The 18,223-nt window shown below is 73.2% G+C and carries 14 protein-coding genes, 1 tRNA gene and 1 pseudogene; 7 read left to right on the forward strand and 9 right to left on the reverse strand.

Going from position 1 to position 18,223, the window contains the following annotated elements; all coding sequences use genetic code 11:
* Positions 1–39: 39 nt before the first annotated feature.
* The 4 genes from FU792_RS02725 to FU792_RS02740 all read right to left on the reverse strand — a co-directional run bounded on the left by FU792_RS02725 (position 40) and on the right by FU792_RS02740 (position 2,193).
* On the reverse strand, positions 40–537 hold the full coding sequence (locus tag FU792_RS02725) for a MarR family winged helix-turn-helix transcriptional regulator (RefSeq protein WP_022924487.1): 498 nt from the start codon (positions 535–537) through the stop codon (positions 40–42).
* A 37-nt stretch (positions 538–574) separates the two neighbouring features.
* A complete protein-coding gene (locus tag FU792_RS02730) occupies positions 575–1,447 on the reverse strand; it encodes an aldo/keto reductase (RefSeq protein ID WP_022924486.1) in 873 nt (290 codons plus the stop codon).
* 22 nt (positions 1,448–1,469) lie between these two features.
* Positions 1,470–1,548, reverse strand: a tRNA-Gln gene (locus FU792_RS02735).
* Between the two features lie 36 nt (positions 1,549–1,584).
* Entirely contained in the window at positions 1,585–2,193 is a 609-nt protein-coding gene (locus tag FU792_RS02740) for a TetR/AcrR family transcriptional regulator (RefSeq protein WP_033418620.1), read from the reverse strand.
* Positions 2,194–2,284: 91 nt separating this feature from the next.
* On the opposite strand from FU792_RS02740, the gene glmU reads away from it, so the two are divergent.
* The 4 genes and pseudogenes from glmU to pth all read left to right on the forward strand — a co-directional run bounded on the left by glmU (position 2,285) and on the right by pth (position 6,416).
* Complete coding sequence (glmU, locus tag FU792_RS02745) at positions 2,285–3,796, forward strand: bifunctional UDP-N-acetylglucosamine diphosphorylase/glucosamine-1-phosphate N-acetyltransferase GlmU (protein ID WP_022924484.1); 1,512 nt, start codon at positions 2,285–2,287, stop codon at positions 3,794–3,796.
* Positions 3,796–4,776, forward strand: a complete 981-nt coding sequence (locus tag FU792_RS02750; protein WP_022924483.1) for a ribose-phosphate diphosphokinase — start codon at positions 3,796–3,798, stop codon at positions 4,774–4,776. Before glmU ends, FU792_RS02750 begins: the two co-directional genes overlap by 1 nt.
* Positions 4,777–5,019: 243 nt before the next feature.
* Positions 5,020–5,703, forward strand: coding sequence for a 50S ribosomal protein L25/general stress protein Ctc (locus tag FU792_RS02755; RefSeq protein ID WP_028130922.1), 684 nt, complete (start codon positions 5,020–5,022; stop codon positions 5,701–5,703).
* Between the two features lie 112 nt (positions 5,704–5,815).
* A pseudogene (pth, locus tag FU792_RS02760) lies at positions 5,816–6,416 on the forward strand (aminoacyl-tRNA hydrolase).
* Between the two features lie 120 nt (positions 6,417–6,536).
* Here the strand turns inward: pth and FU792_RS02765 are convergent.
* The 4 genes from FU792_RS02765 to FU792_RS18340 are packed head-to-tail and all read right to left on the reverse strand — an operon-like array spanning position 6,537 to position 12,134.
* The gene (locus FU792_RS02765) at positions 6,537–7,505 is read right to left on the reverse strand and encodes a TPM domain-containing protein (protein ID WP_084485101.1); all 969 of its coding nucleotides are present in this window, start codon (positions 7,503–7,505) and stop codon (positions 6,537–6,539) included.
* A 43-nt stretch (positions 7,506–7,548) separates the two neighbouring features.
* Positions 7,549–9,189: a TPM domain-containing protein gene (locus FU792_RS02770; RefSeq protein ID WP_022924479.1), complete on the reverse strand. Its 1,641-nt coding sequence runs from the start codon at positions 9,187–9,189 to the stop codon at positions 7,549–7,551.
* Positions 9,190–9,221: 32 nt separating this feature from the next.
* The gene (locus tag FU792_RS02775) at positions 9,222–9,938 is read right to left on the reverse strand and encodes a PspA/IM30 family protein (protein ID WP_022924478.1); all 717 of its coding nucleotides are present in this window, start codon (positions 9,936–9,938) and stop codon (positions 9,222–9,224) included.
* Between the two features lie 6 nt (positions 9,939–9,944).
* Positions 9,945–12,134, reverse strand: a complete 2,190-nt coding sequence (locus FU792_RS18340; protein WP_161600188.1) for a TPM domain-containing protein — start codon at positions 12,132–12,134, stop codon at positions 9,945–9,947.
* A gap of 190 nt (positions 12,135–12,324) precedes the next feature.
* On the opposite strand from FU792_RS18340, the gene mfd reads away from it, so the two are divergent.
* On the forward strand, positions 12,325–15,975 hold the full coding sequence (gene mfd, locus FU792_RS02790; protein WP_022924476.1) for a transcription-repair coupling factor: 3,651 nt from the start codon (positions 12,325–12,327) through the stop codon (positions 15,973–15,975).
* Between the two features lie 174 nt (positions 15,976–16,149).
* Here mfd and FU792_RS02795 read toward each other — a convergent pair whose 3' ends face one another.
* Positions 16,150–16,596 carry a DUF6918 family protein gene (locus FU792_RS02795; protein WP_022924475.1) on the reverse strand — a complete coding sequence of 149 codons (447 nt, stop codon included), beginning with the start codon at positions 16,594–16,596 and terminating at the stop codon, positions 16,150–16,152.
* A 54-nt stretch (positions 16,597–16,650) separates the two neighbouring features.
* On the opposite strand from FU792_RS02795, the gene FU792_RS02800 reads away from it, so the two are divergent.
* Both FU792_RS02800 and FU792_RS02805 read left to right on the forward strand, forming a co-directional pair.
* Positions 16,651–17,190 carry a hypothetical protein gene (locus FU792_RS02800; protein WP_022924474.1) on the forward strand — a complete coding sequence of 180 codons (540 nt, stop codon included), beginning with the start codon at positions 16,651–16,653 and terminating at the stop codon, positions 17,188–17,190.
* A complete protein-coding gene (locus FU792_RS02805; protein ID WP_022924473.1) occupies positions 17,166–18,215 on the forward strand; it encodes a nucleoside triphosphate pyrophosphohydrolase in 1,050 nt (349 codons plus the stop codon). The genes FU792_RS02800 and FU792_RS02805 overlap by 25 nt, the downstream gene beginning before the upstream one ends.
* Positions 18,216–18,223: the final 8 nt, after the last annotated feature.

Genomic DNA, 18,223 nt, shown 5'->3' on the forward strand with positions numbered 1-18,223 from the left:
CCGGGCCTCGCGCGTGGTTGGCTCGACCCCCACCGGGCGTCAGTCGAACGGCGCGAGCAGTCCCTTGAGGAGCTGGGCGAGCTCGGTCTGACGCTGCGGTGAGAGTCCCTGCATCAGCCGTCGCTCGTCGGTCACCAGGTCGGCCAGGGCCGCGTCCACGACGTCCCGACCCTCGGCGGTCAGCCGCACCAGCTTGGAGCGCTGGTCCGCCGCGGACGCAGCGCGGTCCACGAAGCCGCGTCCCTCCAGCCGCGCGAGCCGGTTGGTCATCGTGCCGCTGGTGACCAGCGTCTGCCGCACCAGCTGGGTGGGAGTCAGCTCGTAGGGCTCACCCGCGCGGCGCAGGGCCGAGAGCACGTCGAACTCCCACGACTCCAGCTCGTGGGTGCTGAACGCGTGCCGTCGAGACAGGTCGAGATGCCTGGACAGGCGGGAGACCCGGGAGAGCACCTCCAGCGGGGTGACGTCCAGGTCCGGGCGCTCGCGCCCCCAGGCCGCGACGATGCGATCCACCTCGTCGTCCGGTCCCTGGCTCATGCCTCCCACAGTAGGCGAGGACCCAAGAGGGGGTGAATCAGCGGAACTGACCCTCGATCCGGTCGAGCTCGTCCCCGGTCAGCCGCAGGTCGGCGGCGCGCACCGAGTCGGTGATCGACTCCGGCCGGCTGGCGCCGGGGATCGGGATGACGTGCTCGCCGAGGCTCAGCTCCCAGGCGAGCACCACCTGCTGCGGGCTCACGCCGCGCTCGGTCCCGATCTCGTGGAACGCGGGGTAGGTCACCCCGACGTCGCTCGCCGACCCGGTGCCGCCGAGCGGGCTCCAGGGGAGGAAGGCGATCCCGTGCTCACCGCACATCTCGAGCTCGTCGCGGCTGGAGCGGAAGCGCGGGGAGAACTCGTTCTGCACCGAGGCCAGCCCGCCCTCACCGAGCACCTCCAGCGCCACCTCGATCTCCTCGACGTCGGCGTTGGAGATGCCGACAGCCCTGATCTTGCCCTCGTCCTGCAGTTCCTTGAAGGTCTGGATCACCTCTCCGTAGACCCGCCAGCGGTCGGGGCGGTGCCACTGGTAGAGGTCGATGGTCTCGACCTCCAGCGCGCGCAGCGAGGCCTCGACGGCACCCCTCAGGTATGCCGGTGACCCGTCGCGACCCCACTGCTCGCCCTCGGCGCGGGTGATGCCGCCCTTGGTGCCGACGACGACGTGGCTGGTGTCGCCGTAGCCCTGGAGCGCCTTCGCGACGACCCGCTCGTTGTGCCCCATCTGGTCCCAGCTGGGAGCGTAGATGTCGGCCGTGTCGATGTAGGTCACCCCCGCCTCGAGGGCGGCGTGCACCGTGGCGATCGCCTGCTCCTCGCTGGGCTGCGGGTCCTTGCCCAGCGAGAACGGCATCGCCCCCAGGCCGATGGCGGAGACGGTGAACGGTCCGAGGCGACGGGTCTGCATACCGACGACCCTAGGCGGTGGGCTCCCCGGGCAGGAATCGAACCTGCGTCGCTGATCCTGATTCAAAGTCAGGCGGCCCCTACCAGCAGAGCAACCGGGGAACGTGCCGCAGCACCCCGCCAGCCTAACGGCCGGGGTCAGCTCTTGGCCCTGGTCCGCAGCGTCGGACGGGCCTCCATGCCGGCGAGGCCGTTCCACGCGAGGTTGACCAGGTGCGCCGCGACGTCGTCCTTCTTCATCTTGCGCGAGTCGAGCCACCAGCCGCCCGGGATGGCGACCATGCCGACGAGCATCTGGGCATACAGCGGGGCGGTCTTGGGGTCCAGCCGCCGCCGCTTGAACTCCGCGGCGAGGATGTGCTCGACCTGGGTCGCGATGTCGCTGATGAGCGAGGCGAAGGACCCGGTCGACTGCCCGGGCGGGCTGTCCCGCACGAGGATCCGGAAGCCGTCGGTCGAGTGCTCGATGTAGTCCAGCAGCGCCATCGCCGCCGCCTCGAGCAGCGCCCGGGCATTGCCCTCGTGCGCGGTGAGCGCGTCGGTGATCTGTCCGAGCAGCGCCTGGATCTCGCGGTCGACGACGACGGCGTACAACCCCTCCTTGCCGCCGAAGTGCTCGTAGATCACCGGCTTGGACACCCCGGCCGCCTCGGAGATCTGCTCCACGCTCGTGCCCTCGAAGCCCCGCTCGGCGAACAGCGAGCGACCCACCTCGATCAGCTGCTGCCGCCGCTGCGGGCCGGTCATCCGGTGTCGGGAGGTCTTCGCGCTGGAGCTCACCACCCCATCATGCCAAGGGCGGGTCGCGGCGCGATCCTGCACAGGTACAGTCGGTCCCGTGACGTCCCACCACCCCGCCGCCGTCATCATCCTCGCCGCCGGGCAGGGCACCCGGATGAAGAGCTCCATCCCCAAGGTGCTGCACCGCATCGGTGGTCGATCCCTCGTCGGGCACGCGATGTATGCCGCCCGCCAGGCCTCGCCGGAGCACCTCGCCGTCGTCGTCCGGCACGAGCGGGAGCGGGTCGCCGCGCACGTCGCCGAGGCCGACCCGGGCGCGATCGTCGCCGACCAGGACGAGGTCCCGGGGACCGGTCGCGCCTGCGAGTGCGGGCTCGGCGCCCTCCCCGACGGTCTCACCGGCACGGTGCTCGTCACCATGGGTGACGTGCCGCTGCTCTCCGGCGAGACCCTGCGCGAGCTGACCCGGGTGCACGAGGAGCGCGGCTCGGCGGTGACCCTCCTCTCCGCCGTCGTGGACGACGCCGGCAGCTACGGCCGCGTCGTGCGCGACGCCGACGGCGAGCTCGCCGAGATCATGGAGTTCAAGGACGCGGTGAAGCGCCGCGACGCCGGCGACCCGGACTACGGCCACGTCGTCGACATCCGCGAGTTCAACTCCGGCATCTACGCCTTCGACGTCGAGGTGCTGCGCCGCGCGCTGGACCAGGTGGGGCAGGCCAACGAGCAGGGCGAGAAGTACCTCACCGACGTCATCAAGATCGCCCGCGAGGAGGGTCGCACCGTTGTGGCCCACCCGGTCACCGACCTCATGCAGACCGAGGGGGTCAACGACAAGGTGCAGCTCGCGGCCCTCGGCAAGGAGCTCAACCGCCGGGTCGTCGAGCGGCACATGCGCGACGGCGTCATCGTCGTCGACCCCGCCACCACGTGGATCGACGCCGACGTCACGATCGGCCAGGACACCGTCGTGCGGCCCGGCACCCAGATCCTCGGCGCGACGACCGTCGGCGCCGAGGCCACGATCGGCCCGGACACGACGCTCACCGACTGCGAGATCGGCGACGGCGCGAGCGTCGTGCGCACCCAGGCCGAGCACGCGGTGGTGGGCGGCGACGCCACGGTCGGCCCGTTCTCCTACCTGCGCCCCGGCACCGTGCTCGGCGAGGGCGGCAAGATCGGCGCCTTCGTCGAGACCAAGAACGCCGACATCGGCCCGGGCGCCAAGGTCCCGCACCTCACCTACTGCGGCGACGCGACGATCGGGGAGGGCGCCAACATCGGCGCCGGCACGATCTTCGCCAACTACGACGGCGTCGCCAAGCACCGCACCACGGTCGGCCGGCACAGCTTCGTCGGGTCCGACTCGGTGCTCGTCGCGCCGGTCGACATCGCCGACGGGGCGTATGTCGCGGCCGGCTCCACCATCGAGGGCCGGGTCGGGCCGGGCCAGATCGCGGTCGCCCGCGCCCGCCAGCGCAACGTCGACGGCTGGGTGGCGCGGCGCCGCGCCGGGACCGCCACCGCGGCGGCCGCCGAGGAGGCGACCGGGACCGGTACCGGTGGCGAGGGCATACCGCAGGACGAGCCGAGCACGGAGGAGAGCTGATGGGGATCCACAAGACGACCGAGAAGAACCTCATGGTCTTCTCCGGCCGGGCGCACCCGGCGCTCGCCGACGAGGTCGCCGCCGAGCTGGGCACCAATCTCGTGCCGATGCAGGCGCACAGCTTCGCCAACAGCGAGATCTACGTCCGCTTCGACGAGTCGGTCCGTGGCTGCGACGCCTTCGTCATCCAGAGCCACGTCGCGCCGGTCAACGAGTGGATCATGGAGCAGCTCATCATGGTCGACGCGCTCAAGCGCGGCTCGGCCAAGCGGATCACCGTGGTGCTGCCGTTCTACGGGTATGCCCGCCAGGACAAGAAGCACCGCGGCCGGGAGCCGATCTCGGCCCGGCTCATCGCCGACATGTTCAAGACCGCTGGCGCCGACCGGCTGCTGACCGTGGACCTGCACACCGCCCAGATCCAGGGCTTCTTCGACGGCCCCGTCGACCACCTCATGGCCACGCCGATCCTGTCCAAGCACGTCAAGGAGAAGTACGGCAACCGCCAGCTGGCCGTCGTCTCCCCGGACGCCGGCCGGATCAAGGTCGCGGAGTGGTGGAGCAACAAGCTGGGCGGCGTGCCGCTGGCTTTCATCCACAAGACCCGCGACGTCACCCGCCCGAACGAGTCCGTCGCCAACCGGGTCGTCGGCGAGGTCGAGGGCCGCACCTGCATCCTCGTCGACGACATGATCGACTCCGGTGGCACGATCTGCCAGGCGGCGGAGGCGCTCATGAAAGACGGTGCCAACGAGGTGGTCATCGCCGCCACGCACCCGATCTTCTCCGAGCCCGCGGTCGAGCGGCTCGCGAAGTCCGTGGCGACCGAGGTCATCGTCACCAACACGCTGCCGCTCTCGGACGAGGCGCTGGCGATGGACAAGCTCACCCAGCTCTCGATCGCCCCCCTCGTCAGCCGCGCCATCCGTGAGGTCTTCGAGGACGGCTCGGTGACCTCCATGTTCGAGGGCCGCGCCTGACCTGCCGTTCTGGACATCGGTGTCCGGGGCCCGTCCCGCGAACCGATGTCCAGCACCGTGAGGACGCGGGATTTCGTGCGCCCCGTGCGTGGGCGATAGACTCCTCGGCGTTGCCTCGGCGAGGGACGCTGCACGGTGTCCGTCATCGACGAAGAGCTCACGGCTGACGCTGCCCCGCGCGGTGTCCCGCGTCGAGGCCTGACCCTGCACACCGCATACCCGCACGAAGAAGGTCTGACCCGCATGGCTGACGAGCTGAAGATTCCCGCCGAGAAGCGCACCGAGTTCGGCAAGGGTGCTGCCCGCCGCATCCGGCGCGCCGACAAGGTGCCCGCCGTCCTCTACGGCCACGGCACCCCACCGCTGCACCTGTCGCTGCCCGGCCACGACACCATGCTGGCGCTGCGCCACAGCAACGCCGTCCTGACGCTGGACGTCGAGGGCGAGTCGCACATGGCCCTGGCCAAGGACGTGCAGCGCGACCCGATCAAGCGCTTCATCGAGCACGTCGACCTCGTCGTCGTGCGCAAGGGTGAGAAGGTCACCGTCGAGGTCGGCGTCCACATCGAGGGCGAGGCCGCCCCGGAGACGGTCGTCACCACCGACTACAACACGCTCGAGGTCGAGGCTCCCATCACGAGCATCCCCGAGTGGCTGGTCGTCTCGGTCGAGGGCCTCGAGGCCGGCACCCAGATCCTGGCCGGCGAGGTCGAGCTGCCCGACGGTGTCACCCTGGTCACCGACCCGGAGGCGCTGGTCGTCAATGTCTCGCAGCAGGTGTCCGAGGAGGCCCTGGAGGCCGAGCTCGCCGAGGCCGAGGCCGAGGTCGGCATCGAGCAGGAGGAGTCCGACGACGACGCCGAGGCTGCCGAGGGTGGCGAGGACGAGGCCGAGGGCGGCGAAGACACCGAGGCCAAGGACGACTGACCCCGTGGCAGGCGCTCCGGCGCCTGCGGCGTGATCGCGACGTGGCCGCGTCCGGGTGCTCCCGGGTGCGGCCACTGTCGCGTCACGGCCCTCGATCGGTGGAGGAGGAACGATGAGCGAGGCACCCTGGCTCGTGGTCGGCCTGGGCAACCCCGGTCCGAGGTATGCCGGTCACCGGCACAACATGGTGTGCGATGGTGGTCGAGGCGATGGCGGCCTCGGCGGGGGCGAGCCTGCGCGAGCACAAGGCGGGCCGGGCCTGGGCCGCCGAGGTGCGGCTCGGGACGCTGCCGGGAGGACTGCCCGGCCCGCGTGCCGTGCTCGCCAGGCCCATGACCTACATGAACGTCTCCGGCGGCCCCGTCTCCGGGCTGGCGAAGTTCTACAAGGTGCCGGTCGAGCAGGTGGTCGTCGTGCACGACGAGCTCGACATCGAGCCTGGGCAGGTCCGGCTCAAGCGGGGTGGCGGCGAGGGCGGGCACAACGGACTGCGCTCGATCAGCCAGTCCCTCGGCAGCCGGGACTACCTGCGGGTCCGCCTGGGCATCGGCCGCCCGCCCGGTCGCCAGGACCCGGCCGACTACGTGCTCTCCGACTTCCCGGCGCGCGACCGCACCGAGGTGGAGCTGCTCGTCGGCGACGGTGAGGACGCCGTCATCGACCTGGCCCAGCGTGGCCTGGAGGCCACCCAGCAGCGCTTTCACGTGCGCTGAGCGACCGGCACGCCCGCTCCCGTCCCGACTGTGGTCACCTTCCTGCAACCTTCATCGCCCTGGAGCGCGATGAAGGTTGCCGGAACGTGACCGCACTCCCAGAGGTGGGCAAGGCCGGGTCTACCGGGGGAGGGTGGCACGGGCGTCGGCGAGCCGCCCGCGGGCGGAGGCGACGAGGACCAGCAGCTGCTCCAGCTCGGCCACGACCTCGGCGACCGGGCGTCGCCAGGTGAGGTCGTCGGAGGGACCGACCGAGAGGTCGGCGCGGGCACGGTGCACGTCCAGGGCCTCCAGCTCGGCCGCGGCCAGGTCACCGCGGGCCTGCGCGGTGGCGGACCGGTCGACCTCGGCCTCCGCCAGCTCGACCCGCAGCCGGGTGTCGGCGAGCTCTCGGTCCAGGGCCACCACCTGCGTCCCCAGCCGGGTGCTGAGCTCGTCCGCCCGCCGCTCGGCCTCCTGACGGGCGCGCGTCCGGGCGCGGCGCCGGAGCCACCACGCCGCGGCCGCGACCACGATCGCCAGCGCGGCGAGGACGCCTACGGTCAGCAGCGCGCGCGAGCGCGTCTGCTGCGCCGGGTCGACCGGGTCCAGCGCCGTGAGCCCGGTCACCGCCGTGTCGACGGCACCCTGCGGATCACCGGCGCGGGCCTGAGCGAGGACCTGCCCGACGACCGGGTCCACCTCCGCGGCGCGCAGGCCGCTGCCCTCAGGCACCCGCACAGCCGCATCCGGGTCGTCCACCGCGACAGCCACCGCCAGGTCCTGCTCGCCCAGACCGGAGAGCGCGGTGGTCCGCTCCAGCCAGGACGTGGCGGGATCGCCCTCGAAGTCGTCCACCACGACGACGAAGAGCTGCAGGCCGGTGCGCTCGGCGAAGGCGTCCTGGGCCGCCTCGACCGCGGCGGGGGCGGACAGCACGCCGGCCTGGTCGACCAGCTCGTCGGTGAGGTCGAAGGGATCCTGCGCCCGGACCGTCGACGCGGAGGCCGCCGCTGGCTGCCCGGACGCAGGCACCGCAGCGCCGGCCGACGCGGGCACCGCTGCGGTGAGGAGCACGGCCGCGAGCGCTCCTGCGCGTGCGCCCCTCACGCGACCCCGTGCGCCGGGACCGGCCGGTGGGAGGAGGCGCCCATCAGAAGCGGCCTCCGCCCCGGCTGCGCGACGACCGGCGCGAGGACGACCTCCTCCGGGAGGACGAGCGCCGCCTCGAGGACGACCTCCTCCGGGAGGAGCTGCCGCCGGAGGAGCTGCGGGCCGAGGCGAGGGCGACCGCGAGCGCCAGCACCGGTGCCACGGCCGAGCGCAGCTCGGTCGACGCCGTCTCCAGCGCCTCCTGCCGCGCCGGCGGGTCCTCGGGGTGTGCCTCCAGCGCGCTGGTCGCACCGGTCACGGCCCGGTCGAGCCGGCTCGCGTCGGTCCGGCCCACGTGCCCCTGCAGGTTCAGCCGGGAGGCACGCTCGGCATACCCCGGGAGTCTGTCCTGCTGCGCCCTCGCCTCGGCGAGCGCGGTCCGCAGCGACGTCTCCTGCGGCGCGAGCTCGGCCATCGCCCGCTCGAGCTCACCGCGCGGGTCTTCGACGCGGTCGAGCAGCGCATCACCCTTGCCACGGGCTTCCTCGCCGCGGAGCAGCTCCACGGCGGCCGGGCCGGGTCGGCCCTCGCCCAGGAGGACACCGGCCCGGGTCTGCGCCGAGCCGGCCACGCGCAGCGCCGTCCGGGCGTGCTCGACGAGGCCGGCGACGTGCTGCTGGACCCAGGGCGAGGACTGCAGCCCGTCCAGAGAGCGCCCGGCGCCGTCGGCCCGCGCGTGCTGTGCGGCGACGGTAGCGGCCAGATCGTCCAGCCTCGCGGGATCACGGTGCAGCTCGCGCGCGACGTCGAGCCGTCGCAGCGCGGCGGACAGCACCCGGTGCGCCTCCTCCAGCCCGTTGTGCGCGGAGTGCAGCGTGCTCTGCCACGCGCCGAGCGTGCGGTGCTTCGGGGTGCCCCGGGGCGCCTCCTGCGGGACCTCGGCCAGCGCGAGGACCCCCTCGTCCAGGGAGGCCACCGCCTTCTCGCGCTCCTCGCGGAGCAGAGCAGCCTCCTCCTCGCCGAGCTGGGCCGTCACGAAGTCCTGCTCCTGCCCCGCACGCTCGGCGAGCTCACGGCTGCTCGTCATCAGCTCCACCAGCTCGGAACGCTCGGCGAAGACGGCCTCGCTGCGGGTCCGCCGGGCTCGGCGGTCGCGCAGCGTCCGGGGTCCGAAGAGCGCTGCGGCCACCGCGGCGAAGAAGCCCACCACGGCGGCCCAGATCCCGCCGAAGAGCCACCAGTTGAACGGTGCGAGCGCGTCCCCGAAACCCTCGGCGGCGGCGAGCGCGGCGCCGTCCCAGTCCTCCTGCCGCAGCTCGGGCTCGATCTCCTCCACGGCCACCCGCTCGGCCTCGTCGTCCCCGAGCTCGGTCTGCTCGACGTAGCCGTAACGGCGATCCTCGACGGCGACGGCGAGCAGGATGTCGCCGTCGCCCAGACCGGCCCGGTCGAAGGTCTGCTCGGTCCAGTCCGGGCCGCTGCGGCCGTCGAAGCTGTCGACGAGGACCACGTGCAGGTCGACGCCACGCTCCACCGCGAGGGCGTCGAGGGACGCCTCGACCTCGGTGACCGCTTCGGCGCTGAGCGCGTCGGCCTCGTCCACGACCCCGGCGACCTCCTCGAGCGGAGGCGTCGCGGGCGCTGCTGCCGTCCCGGGCACCAGGCCCAGGACGGCAGCCGTCAGCACGGCGGCGAGGCGCACGTCATCCCCCGTCAGACCGGCCCTCGCCGGCCTCAGCCCTGGCTCTTGAGCTGTTGCAGCCGGGCCTCGATCTCGGCGTCCCCGCTGCTGCTCTCCAGCTCGGCGAACTGGTCCTCCAGGCTGGCGGACTGCGCCTCGGAGCGCCCGGCGACCATAGCCTCCTGCTTGCGGATGGAGTCCTCCCACCGGGACAGGTCGCTGCTGGGGTCCATGACGTCGATCGAGGACATGGCGTCCTGGACCTTCTCCTGCGCCTCGACCGAGCGGGCCCGGGCGACGAGCGTGCTGCGGCGCGACTTGAGGTCCTCCAGCTTGGTCTTCATGGTGACCAGACCGCCCTTGAGCTGCTCGACCGTCTCGTTCTGCTGGGCGATGGTCGGCTCGGCGTTCTTGACGTCGTTCTCGTGCTGGATCTGGCGGCCCAGGGCGACCCGCGCGAGGTTGTCGAACTTGTAGGCGCCGTCCGGGTCGCCGGCGCCGCGCATCTCCTCGGCCTTCGCCGACGCGGCCGCCGCCTTGCGCCCCCACTCGGCCGCGGCATCGCGGTCGGTCTGCAGGTCGGCCTCGGCCATGCGCACGTTCGCGATGGTCTGCGCCACCGCCTCCTCCGCCTCGGCGATCGAGTTGGAGTAGTCCCGGACCAGCTGATCCAGCATCTTCTCCGGGTCCTCGGCGCGGTCCAGCAGCGCGTTGATGTTGGCCCGTGCCAGCTGGCTCACCCGGCCGAGGATCGTCTGCTTCTGCGTCATCTGGTCTCATCCTTTCTCCGCCCGCGAGGTCGCGGGTCCTGCTGGTCTGATGTCGAGGGTATGACGTGCGGGCGCCACCTCCGGTTGCGCTGCACCAGGACTGCTCAGAAGCGGCCGCCAGAGAAGTTCCCCCCTCCGCCGCCACCGAAACCACCACCGCCGAAGCCGCCGCCACCGAATCCCCCGCCCGCCGCCGAAACCGCCGCCGGAGAAGCCACCCCCGCCCCAGCCGCCACGGTGCCGGTGCGAGCTGCCGGCACCGGAGAGGATGCCACCGAGGATCACCGACCAGGGGTCGATGCCCCGGGACCGGCCCCGGGAGTAGGGCGAGCCGAACCCGCCGGACCCGCTGCCCCAGTGGTCGGTGTCGCGCTGTGCCTCGGTCAGCGCCCGCTCGCCGAGCTGCTCGGCGCGGGTGAGCAAGTCCATGGCTGCGGTCGGCGACTCCGACGCCCGGGTGACGGCGTCGTCGTAGAGCCGCAGGGCCTCGGAGATGCGGGTGCGCGCCGAGCTGTTCACCGCACCCCGCGCGGTGGACACCGTCTGGTCGATGCTGCGCAACCGTGCCCCGACCCGGCTGACGCGGGCCTCGAAGTCGCCGCGCAGCTTGGCCTGGTGGCGGTCGGCCTCGCGCAACGGCTCCAGCAGGGCGTCGAGGGCGTGCTCGGCGGCGTCCAGCTCGGCCAGCGCGCGCAGCGGATCCCCGCCGCGCCCGCTGCCCTGGGCCTGCTCGATCGCGGCGCGGGCCCGCTGGACGGCCTGGGCGATGGTCGGCTCGCCCCCGTGCGGGCGGGCGTCCTGCAGGTCGGCGGACAACGAGGCGATGCCCTCGGCGATCGCCTCGTCGGCGCCACGCAGCTGGGCGTCCGCCTCGGCGACCTGGTCCAGCAGCGCCGCGGCCTGTCCGATCGACTCCTCCGCGGCCCGGGCGGCCGCGACGGCGGAGGCCCGGTCGTCCCGCTCCAGCGACTGCCGCCCGGCGGTGACGAAGCCGTCGGCCGAGTCCAGCAGGTTGGTCGAGCGCTCCAGGTTGGCCCGCACCGTGGCCAGCGCCTGCTCGGGGTGACGCGCGCGCAGGCCGCTCAGCTCCTGCTCGGCGACGGGCAGCCGGTCACGGGTCTCACGGGCCCGGGTCTCGAGCTCGGCGAGGAACTGCGGGGCACGGTCCTGCAGCGAGCGGAGCCGCGCGAACTCCTCGGTCTGCGCGTCCAGCTCCTGCCGGGACTGCCCGGTCAGCTGCAGGATGCGGCCGAGCATGCCGCGCTGGACGCTCTCCGCCTCCTCCGAGTCGTCGTCGAGCTGCTGCCGCAGCGCGAAGGCCTCCCGGGCCGCGGCCCGCGCGCGCTCCAGCGCCGCGCTGAAGGCCTGGGTCTGCTGCTCGCCGAACTGCGCCCGCGCGAAGTCCAGCTCCTCGCCCGCCGAGCGCACCGCGTCGTCCATGCCGACCAGGGCCTCCGAGGCCTGCCGGTGCAGCTCGGGCAGGCTCGGGCCCTGCGCCCGGTCCGGCGCCTTCGCGCCCGGGTCGGGACGGCGCCGCACCCGCTGGACGACCATGGCGACCCCGCCGATGGCCAGCGGGGCGAAGAACAGCAGGGGGAAGGCGCCGCCCAACCCGCTCCCGGAGGACTGCGGATAGACGTCCTCGCCGTCCGGCACGCTCACCCCGCCCGAGGACGGACCCTGCTCGTACTCCCGGGCGAAGCCGTCGACCGCGCCCTCGATCGCTCCCGCCCAGTCGTCCTGGGCCAACCGCGGCTCGACGTCCTCGAGCCGGATGGTCTGCAGCTGGGCGTCGCTCAGCGTCTCCCCGATGTCGCCGAGTCCGTAGGCGCGCTCGTCGACGGCGACGGCGAGCACCAGGTCACCGGCCCCCATACCGGACTCCTGCGAGGTGAGCTCGGCCCACTCCCGGCCGTCGATCGTGGACCCCGAGGTGTCGGTGAAGGTGTCGACATAGGCCACGAAGAGCTGCAGCCCCGTCTCCTCACGCAGCGTCTCGATCTGCTCGGCCGCGCTCTGCTCCTCGGCGTCGGTCAGCGCGTCGACGGGGTCGAAGACGGCGTCCTCGAGGTAGGTCGGCTCCTCCGCCGCCGCCGGCACGGCGACACCGGAGGCGGCGAGCGCCAGGGCTGCGACGAGGAGGTGGCGGGGACGCCGGTGGCGCACCGCCCCTGCGCGAGGTGTCGAACGACTCACGTGGCGATCCTGCCCCACCGCACCCGCCCGCGCCACCTCCGGCGCGCGGGCGGGGCCGTCCCGGCGCGGTCGCCGCCCGCCAGAGCGTCGCGGCCCCCCGGTCGGAGCGCCGTACACTGATCCGGCAGCCGCGACCGGTCTCGCCCGCTGCACCCTCACCCTGTCTGACGCGCTCGCCAAGGAGCTGTTCATGTCGCTCGCGCCCCTCCTCGCCGCCGCTCGTGCCGAGGAGACCGTGTCGGGCGTGCTGGAGTCCGCCGGGGCGGGGCCCGGTGTCCCCGCGCTGGAGGTGTCGGCCGCCCCCGGACTGCACCCGAGCCTGGTCGCCCTGCTCGCGACGGCCGAGGCCTCGGGCCCGGTCCTGGCGGTGACGGCGACCGGCCGCGAGGCGGACGACCTCGTCGGGGTGCTCGGCGAGTTGCTGCCGGAGGGGCCCGACGTCGTCGCCGGCTTCCCCAGCTGGGAGACGCTCCCGCACGAGCGCCTCAGCCCCCGCTCGGACACCGTGGGTCACCGCCTCGCGACGCTGCGCCGGCTGGCCCACCCGGACCGCACGGGGGAGGACCCGCTCGCCGGGCCGGTCCAGGTGGTCGTCGCGAGCGTGCGCGCCCTGCTCCAGCCGATCGTCCGTGGTCTCGGCGACCTCGTCCCGGTCCGGCTCGCGGCGGGGGAGGAGCGCCCGCTCACCGAGGTCGTCGAGGCGCTCGCGGCGGCGGCCTACACCCGGGTCGACATGGTCGAGCGGCGCGGCGAGTTCGCGGTGCGCGGCGGCATCCTCGACGTCTTCCCGCCGACCGAGGAGCACCCGGTCCGGGTCGAGTTCTGGGGCGACACGGTGGAGGAGGTGCGGTGGTTCAAGGTCGCCGACCAGCGCAGCCTGGAGATCGCGAGCCACGGCCTGTATGCACCCCCGTGCCGGGAGGTGCTGCTCACCGATGCCGTGCGGGCGCGGGCCGCCGAGCTCGTCGACACCCTGCCCGGTGCGGGTGACCTGCTCGAGAAGATCGCCGAGGGTATCGCCGTCGAGGGGATGGAGTCGCTGGCTCCGGCGCTCGTCGACGGCATGGAGACGCTCGTCGACGTCCTGCCGCAGGACTCGCGGGTCGTCGTGCTCGACCCGGAGCGGGTGCGCACCCGGGCGCACGACCTGGTGCGGACCAGCGAGGAGTTCATGCAGGCCGGGTGGGCGGCCGCGGCCGGGGGCGGTGCCGCTGTCCCCATCGACCTGCAGCAGCTGCTCGGGACGGCCTCGTCCTGGTCGCTCGCCGACATGCGCCGGCACGCCCTGGACGCCGGGGTGCCGTGGTGGACGCTCACCGCCTTCGCCGCGGACGAGTCGCTGGAGGAGTTCGTCGACGAGGGCGCGGGCGCCGACGAGCCGGACGAGGGAGCCGACCGGTCGCCCGCGGTGACGATCCCCTCCAGCCCGGTGACGGCATACCGCAGCGACGTCGACGCCCTGACCACGGACCTGCGCGGCTGGCTGGCGCAGGGGCGTCCGGTCGTGCTCGCGCTCGACGGTGCCGGGCTCGCCCGCCGCGTCGGTGAGGTGCTGACCGAGCGTGAGGTGCCGCACCGGCTGCACCAGGGGGCCGACGGGCTGCCCGAGACCCTCGACCCGCAGCGGGTGACGGTGACCACCGGTCGGGTCGGGCGGGGCTACGTGCTCGGCGACGACGGTCTCGTCCTGCTCGGCGAGACCGACCTCACCGGCAACCAGGGCACCGGCGGCAGCACCAAGGACATGCGGCGCATGCCCTCGCGCCGGCGGCAGCAGGTGGACCCGCTCCAGCTGCGCCCGGGCGACTTCGTCGTGCACGAGCAGCACGGCGTCGGGCGGTTCGTCGAGATGGCGCAGCGGCAGGTGCAGGGCGCGACGCGGGAGTACGTCGTGCTGGAGTATGCCCCGTCCAAGCGGGGCCAACCGGGGGACCGGCTCTACCTGCCGACCGACCAGCTGGACCAGCTGACGAAGTACGTCGGCGGCGAGGCGCCCACCCTCCACCGGCTCGGCGGCGCGGACTGGCAGAAGACCAAGTCGCGGGCGCGCCGGCACGTCAAGCAGATCGCGGCCGAGCTCATCCGGCTCTACTCCGCGCGGCAGGCCACGCAGGGCCACGCCTTCGGCCCGGACAGCCCGTGGCAGCGCGAGCTCGAGGACGCCTTCGCCTACGCCGAGACCCCGGACCAGCTGGTCTCGATCGACGAGGTCAAGGAGGACATGGAGAAGACCGTGCCCATGGACCGCCTCATCAGCGGCGACGTGGGCTACGGCAAGACCGAGATCGCGGTCCGCGCGGCCTTCAAGGCGATCCAGGACGGCAAGCAGGTCGCGGTGCTCGTGCCGACCACGCTGCTCGTGCAGCAGCACCTGCAGACCTTCGCCGAGCGGTATGCCCAGTTCCCCGTCGTCGTCCGGGCCCTGTCCCGCTTCCAGTCCGACAAGGAGGCGCGCGAGGTGGTCGACGGGATCAAGGACGGCTCGGTCGACCTGGTCATCGGCACCCACCGGCTGCTCGGCTCGACGGTGCGCTTCAAGGACCTGGGGCTGGTCATCATCGACGAGGAGCAGCGCTTCGGCGTCGAGCACAAGGAGCAGCTCAAGGCGCTGCGGACCAACGTCGACGTGCTCGCCATGTCGGCCACGCCGATCCCGCGGACGCTGGAGATGGCGATCACCGGCATCCGGGAGATGTCGACCCTGGCCACCCCGCCGGAGGAGCGGCACCCGGTGCTGACCTTCGTCGGTGGCTACGACGAGAAGCAGATCGCCGCCGCGATCCGGCGCGAGCTGCTGCGCGAGGGGCAGGTCTTCTTCGTGCACAACAAGGTCAGCTCGATCGAGAAGGCGGCCTCCCGGCTGCGCGATCTCGTGCCGGAGGCGCGCATCGAGACCGCGCACGGCCAGATGGGCGAGCACCGGCTGGAGCAGGTCGTCGTCGACTTCTGGGAGCGGCGCTTCGACGTGCTCGTGTGCACGACGATCGTCGAGACGGGCCTGGACATCTCCAACGCCAACACCCTCATCGTGGACCGCGCCGACGCCTTCGGGCTCTCCCAGCTGCACCAGCTCCGGGGCCGCGTCGGTCGCGGCCGGGAGCGGGCCTACGCCTACTTCCTCTACCCGCCGGAGAAGCCGCTCACCGAGACGGCCGTCGACCGCCTCCAGACGATCGCCGCCAACACCGACCTCGGTGCCGGCATAGCGGTCGCGATGAAGGACCTGGAGATCCGCGGTGCCGGCAACCTCCTCGGTGGTGAGCAGTCCGGTCACATCGAGGGCGTCGGCTTCGACCTCTACGTCCGACTCGTCGGCGAGGCCGTCGCCGCCTTCAAGGGCGAGGGGAGGGAGGCGCCGCCCGAGGTCAAGATCGAGCTGCCGGTCGACGCCCACCTGCCGCACGACTACGTGCCGGGGGAGCGGCTGCGGCTCGAGGCATACCGCAAGCTGGCGCAGGTCGCCGACGAGGCCGAGCTGGAGCAGATCCGCGAGGAGCTGGTGGACCGCTACGGCCAGCCGCCGACCCCGGTGCAGACGCTGCTCGAGGTCGCGCGGCTGCGGACGGTGGCGCGCGAGGCCGGCATCAGCGACGTCGCGATGCAGGGGCAGATGGTGCGCTTCGCGCCGGTGGAGAACCTGCGGGAGAGCCAGCAGCTGCGCCTGACCCGGGTCTACCGCGGCACGATCATCAAGCCCGCGTTGCGGCAGATCCTCGTGCCAGCACCGAAGACGGCCGCGGTCGGCGGCAAGCCGCTGCGCGACCAGGAGATCCTCGACTGGGCCTCCCAGCTCATCCACGCGGTGCTGCTCGACGACTTCGCGGCGGTCGGCGCCCGCTGAGCCCTCAACTCGCGGAATCTGAACACGCCACACCAGTCACACCCGTACCTGAGCACGCTTACGCAGCCGGCGCGTAGGAAATAACCTGCGCTCCGCCTGCATAAGCGTGTTCAGGTCCGGCGGGGGCGTTGAGTCAGGGGGCGCCGGTCGAAGGCACCCAAGCCGGGTATGCCCTCAGTGCACGAAGGTCTCGAGCGTGGCGCCGAGCCGGGGGAGCGCCGCGACGACGTGCTCCTTCGCCTTGCCGCGGAAGGAGGCATACACCTTGCCGAGCGGGTTGCCCTCGACGCGCGCGGCGGCGGAGTCGGCGACCGCGAGCAGCTCATCGGCCACCTGGCCCGACCGTGCCGGGTCCGACAGATAGCGGCCGAAGGCGACCTCCCCCTTCGCCTCGTAGTGCGGGTCAAGCGAGCGGGCCATGCCCGGGAGCAGCCGGTCCACGCCCTTGCGCACGTTGCTCTCGCTGGCCTTCTTCGCCCCGGCGAAGGCGGTCTTGAGCATCGTGCCGGAGATGCCCTTCTTGGTGGAGATCTCCGCGTCGGCCAGGACGAGGAGCGCGTCGACCACGCGGGGTCGCGTCCCCGGATCGAGGAGGGCGGTGCTCAGGGTGCTGGTGCTCATGGGCCGAGCATGCCACGGGCCGCCCGAGGCGCGGGCCGTGCGATGATGAGCCGCGTGAAGCGCGCATACACCCTCCCCTCCGTCGCCGCGGTCGCCGCGCTGGCCCTCACCGGGTGCAGCAGCGGCCTCGGGATGACCGAGGGCGTCGTCATCGAGGGCACCGGCTACTCGGTGGCCGAGGTCCAGGAGGCCGCCGAGCAGCTCAGCGAGGTCTCGCCCGAGCCGGTGGCCGTGCCGACCGTGATCTACCAGGCGGGCGTCGCGCCGCTGCTCCATCGCTCCTTCAACGACACCAGCTACGAGGTGACCGAGAGCGACGCCCGGCGGGTGCTCTCCGAGGCGGGGCTGGAGGGCGAGGCCAGCGACCTCACGGTCCAGGCGGTGACCTTCCAGGAGTACGGCGCGCTCCTGGGCGACCAGGAGGCGCTCGCCGACGAGGAGCTCGCGCCGGTCATCGCCGAGCTGCAGACCCTCAGCGCGGAGGACATCGGCGCCCTCGAGGTCGAGGTCAACCCGCGCTTCGGGTCGTGGAGCGCCTCGGGCGACGGCGTGCTCCCGCAGGTGCCCGGGTGGATCAGCTCCCCGTCGGGCTGAGCCTGCTGCTCACCTCCCCCCGGGTGGCGCCGGGGCTGTTGTCGGCTGCCGCCTGGCAGACGGTGCGCTGCGCCGACCACGTGCTCGCGGCCGATCCCGATGCCCCCACCCCGCGGGCGCTCGCCGCGGCCGGGATCGAGGTGAGGTCCGCCGGTCCCGACGCCACGCCGCAGCAGCGGGCCGCCGAGCTGCTCGCGCTCGACGGCGCGGTGGTCTGGGTCGGCTCGCCCGACGGCGACCCCGGCCTGGCCGAGGCGCTCGCCGTCCAGCTGCCGGAGGACGACCCGCCCGCCCTGGAGCTGCTCGTCGGGTCGTGGGACACCCCGGGCGCCCGGCTGCTGGACGCCGTCGCGGTGATGGACCGGCTGCGCTCGCCGGGTGGCTGCCCGTGGGACGCCGAGCAGACGCACGCCAGCCTCGTCCCCTACCTCGTCGAGGAGGCGCACGAGGCCGCCGAGGTTCTGGACGACCTCGACGCCGCCGTGGGGGACGCCCGGGAGCACGCGATCGACGAGCTCGGCGACGTGCTGCTCCAGGTCCTGTTCCACGCCCGGGTCGGCGCCGAGCACGAGGAGGAGCCCTTCGACGTCGACGACGTCGCCGCAGGGCTGGTCGCCAAGCTCGTCCGCCGCCACCCGCACGTCTTCGCCGACACGCAGGTCTCGGGGGCTGCCGACGTCGCGCACAACTGGGAGCAGATCAAGGCGCAGGAGCGCTCCGGGGCGCCGGCGCGCGAGCACCCCCTAGACGGCGTCCCCACCGGTATGCCCTCCCTCGCCCGCGCGGCCAAGGTCGCCTCGCGACTGGCGAAGGCGGGCGAGGGGGCAAGGCTCGACGAGCGGGTCGCAGCGCTGGAGGCCGAGGGCGACCCCGGCGCGCCGCTCCTGCGGACAGTCCTCGACCTGCGCGCCCGCGGCGTGGACCCCGACCAGGCGCTGCGGCACACCCTCCGCCAGGTGGAGGCCGCGGCACGCCGGGGCGCCGATGGCCCCGGCCCGCCTCCCGAGAGCTCCGCGCGGCGCTAGGCTGGCCG

The sequence above is a fragment of the Serinicoccus marinus DSM 15273 genome, assembly GCF_008386315.1.
GTDB classification, from domain to species: Bacteria; Actinomycetota; Actinomycetes; order Actinomycetales; family Dermatophilaceae; genus Ornithinicoccus; species Ornithinicoccus marinus.

Coding starts and splice junctions, on each gene's coding strand:
- FU792_RS02725 (WP_022924487.1), bottom strand. CDS start 537: ATGAGCCAGGGACCGGACGACGAGGTGGATCGCATCGTCGCGGCCTGG.
- FU792_RS02730 (WP_022924486.1), bottom strand. CDS start 1,447: ATGCAGACCCGTCGCCTCGGACCGTTCACCGTCTCCGCCATCGGCCTG.
- FU792_RS02740 (WP_033418620.1), bottom strand. CDS start 2,193: ATGACCGGCCCGCAGCGGCGGCAGCAGCTGATCGAGGTGGGTCGCTCG.
- FU792_RS02750 (WP_022924483.1), top strand. CDS start 3,796: ATGGGGATCCACAAGACGACCGAGAAGAACCTCATGGTCTTCTCCGGC.
- FU792_RS02755 (WP_028130922.1), top strand. CDS start 5,020: ATGGCTGACGAGCTGAAGATTCCCGCCGAGAAGCGCACCGAGTTCGGC.
- FU792_RS02775 (WP_022924478.1), bottom strand. CDS start 9,938: ATGACGCAGAAGCAGACGATCCTCGGCCGGGTGAGCCAGCTGGCACGG.
- mfd (WP_022924476.1), top strand. CDS start 12,325: ATGTCGCTCGCGCCCCTCCTCGCCGCCGCTCGTGCCGAGGAGACCGTG.
- FU792_RS02795 (WP_022924475.1), bottom strand. CDS start 16,596: ATGAGCACCAGCACCCTGAGCACCGCCCTCCTCGATCCGGGGACGCGA.